This window comes from Streptomyces sp. SID14478 (genome assembly GCF_010548525.1).
Classification (GTDB): Bacteria; Actinomycetota; Actinomycetes; order Streptomycetales; family Streptomycetaceae; genus Streptomyces.
In genome coordinates this window covers 1-3,343 of record NZ_JAAGMG010000792.1, presented here as the reverse complement: position 1 = coordinate 3,343, position 3,343 = coordinate 1, and the positions used below count along the sequence as shown (strand labels likewise).

The window sequence follows — 3,343 nt, the reverse complement described above, 5'->3', positions numbered from 1 at the left end:
CGGCGGCGTTCGCCGTGGGCAGCGCGGCCGCCTGCCTCGCCTTCCTCGTCGCGTGGCGCGTACGCCCCCTCGAACCCGCTACGCAGGCCGTCGCAGCACGGTGAGGCTCCGGCCGGCCAGCGTCATGCGGTCGCCCGCCTGCACCTTGGGGCCGTCGTCGGCGGGCAGTCCGTTCGCCAGCGCCGTGTCGACGACGGGCTGCCACCCCGACCCGTGGTTGACGGGCACCACGAACTCCAACGCCGTCGGAGAGGCGTTGAACAGCAGCAGGAACGAGTCGTCCAGGATGCGCTCGCCGCGCGGGCCCGGCTCCGAGATCGCGTTGCCGTTCAGGAACACCGACAGGGCGCGGGTGTGCGCCGCACCCCAGTCCTCCTGCGTCATCTCCCCGCCCTCCGGCGTGAACCAGGAGATGTCCGACAGCTCGTCGTGCGTGCCCTCGACCGGACGGCCGTGGAAGAAGCGGCGCCTGCGGAACACGGGATGCTCACGGCGCAGCCGCACCATCGCGCGCGTGAACTCCAAGAAGGGCTCCGGCGGGGCGTCGGAGTCCGCCCAGCGCACCCACGCCACCTCGTTGTCCTGGCAGTAGGCGTTGTTGTTGCCGCCCTGCGTGCGGCCGAACTCGTCGCCGTGGCTGAGCATGGGAACGCCCTGCGACAACATCAGCGTCGCGACGAAGTTGCGCATCTGGCGCGCCCGGAGGTCGAGCACCTCGGGATCCTCCGTCTCGCCCTCCGCGCCGCAGTTCCACGACCTGTTGTGGCTCTCCCCGTCGCGATTGCCCTCACCGTTGGCGTCGTTGTGCTTGTCGTTGTACGACACCAGGTCGTGCAGCGTGAAACCGTCGTGGCAGGTCACGAAGTTGATGGAGGCCAGCGGGCGGCGGCCGTCGTCCTGGTAGAGGTCCGACGAACCGGTGATCCGGCCCGCGAACTCCGCGAGCGTGCGCGGCTCGCCGCGCCACAGGTCCCGCACCGTGTCGCGGTACTTGCCGTTCCACTCCGTCCACAGCGGCGGGAAGTTGCCCACCTGATAGCCGCCCTCGCCGACGTCCCACGGCTCCGCGATCAGCTTCACGCGCGAGACCACCGGGTCCTGCTGCACCAGGTCGAAGAACGACGACAGCCGGTCCACCTCGTGGAACTGCCGCGCCAAGGTGGCGGCAAGATCGAAGCGGAACCCGTCGACGTGCATCTCCTCCACCCAGTAGCGCAGCGAATCCATGATCATCTGGAGGACGTGCGGGGACCGCATGAGGAGGGAGTTCCCCGTCCCCGTGGTGTCCATGTAGTAGTGCGGGTCGTCGGTCAGCCTGTAGTACGACGGATTGTCGAGCCCCTTGAAGGACAGCGTCGGGCCCAGATGGTTCCCCTCGGCCGTGTGGTTGTAGACGACGTCCAGGATGACCTCGATGCCGGCCTGGTGCAGCGCCCGCACCGCCGACTTGAACTCCAGGACCTGCTCGCCCCGGTCGCCCCACGACGCGTACGTGTTGTGCGGGGCGAAGAAGCCGATGGTGTTGTAGCCCCAGTAGTTGTTCAGCCCCATCTCGACGAGTCGGTGGTCGTTGACGAACTGATGGACCGGCATCAACTCCAGGGCGGTGACGCCCAGTTCGGTGAGGTGCTCGATGATCTCCGGCTGGGCGAGCGCCGCATACGTGCCGCGCATCTCCGGCGGGAGCGCCGGATGGCGCATCGTCAGGCCCTTCACGTGCGCCTCGTACAGCACCGTCTCGTGGTACTCGGTGCGCGGCAACCGGTCGTCGCCCCAGTCGAAGTACGGATTGACCACGACCGACGCCATCATGTGCGGCGCCGAGTCCAGGTCGTTGCGCTGCTCCGGGGCGCCGAACGGATAGCCGTACACCGCCTCCGTCCAGTCGATCTGACCGCTCACCGCACGGGCGTACGGATCGAGCAGCAGCTTCGCCGAGTTGACGCGCAGCCCGCGCGCGGGGTCGTAGGTGCCGTGCGCGCGGTAGCCGTACCGCTGCCCGGGCATGATCCCGGGCAGGTAGGCGTGCCGGACGAACGCGTCGGATTCCCGCAGTTCCACCGCGGTCTCCGAGCCGTCGTCGTGCAACAGGCACAACTCGATGCGGTCCGCGGTCTCCGAGAAGACCGCGAAATTGGTGCCGGCGCCGTCGTACGTGGCACCCAGCGGATACGCCTGTCCAGGCCAGACCTGCATGCTGAGACTCTTCCACTTCCGGCCCGGCCGCCCGGGCGACATCAGTCAGTCTCTCCCCCGAAAGTGGCGGAACCACCTACGAGTTGGGCCCCTCTTACAAGTTGACCACGTATACCGGTGCCCACCCGTGGGGCTGCCGGGGAAGCAGGGGGAAGATGTGCGCGAGCTAGTAAGACGCCATCTGGGGAAATTTATGGCGACAGGGGCCCTCGCGGTCGCCGGTGCCGCCGTCGCGGTCGGCGTGAGCCTGCCGGACGACGGTGGCGCCGCCGACGCCGCGAGGGCGGGGGCGGCCCAGCAGGACGCGGTGGCCCCCGAGGGCAAGGTCGAGGCGGCCCCGGCGGAGGGGGACAAGGGCGTCGGCCGTGATCCGCTCACCGACGCCGAGATCGGCCGGGCCGAGCAACTCGCGGTGACGAACAACGGCCTGCGGATGGACGCCAGGGACGTGGAGGGCGACCGCGGCCCCCAGCACCTGTCGACGAACCTGACGGAGATCGACCCGGGGCTGAGCGGCGCCGCCGCGGGGCAGCGCCGCGCGGACGTCGTCTACTACGACTACCGGAGCGACTCCGTCGTCACCAAGACCGTGAACCTGGACACCGGAAAGGTGGAGGACTCCCGGACCGACCAGGGCGTGCAGCCGCCGCCCAGCCGGGGTGAACTGACCGAGGCGGCCCAGCTGTTGATCGCAGACAGGCTCGGCGCCGGCCTGAAGGCCGACTACAAGGACGCGACGGGGCACGCGCTCACGAAGGCCGACCAACTCCAGCTGAGCGGCATGGTGTTCCGCAAGGCGACCGTCGCGAAGGTCCCCTCCGACCTCACCGCCTGCGGCAAGCACCGCTGCCTGCGCGTCGTCGCCAAGGTCAAGAACGGGCCGTGGATCGACACCCGCGCCCTCGTCGTCGACCTCAGCGACCGCACGGTCGGACGCCTCTCCTGAGCGCGGCCCCGTCACCGCACCCTCCACACACGTGTCCTGCACAAGGGAGTTCCTTCCGTATGGACGTCATGCACGGCATCAGATCCCGGCGCGCCCGCAAGCGGCCCGCCCTCGCACTCTCCGGCCTTGCGGTCACCGCGCTGCTCGGCACCGCCCTCGCCACCGCCCCGGGCGCCACGGCCGCGCCCCGGCAGGCACCCG

2 protein-coding genes are annotated in these 3,343 nt (G+C 69.8%); one reads left to right on the top strand and one right to left on the bottom strand.

From position 1 onward, the window contains the following. Window positions 1-78: 78 nt before the first annotated feature. Entirely contained in the window at window positions 79-2,196 is a 2,118-nt protein-coding gene (gene glgX, locus G3I40_RS26205) for a glycogen debranching protein GlgX (protein WP_164304617.1), read from the bottom strand. A gap of 193 nt (window positions 2,197-2,389) precedes the next feature. Here glgX and G3I40_RS26200 point away from each other — a divergent pair, with 193 nt between their 5' ends. After that, window positions 2,390-3,142: a Tat pathway signal sequence domain protein gene (locus G3I40_RS26200; protein WP_164304616.1), complete on the top strand. Its 753-nt coding sequence runs from the start codon at window positions 2,390-2,392 to the stop codon at window positions 3,140-3,142. Window positions 3,143-3,343: the final 201 nt, after the last annotated feature.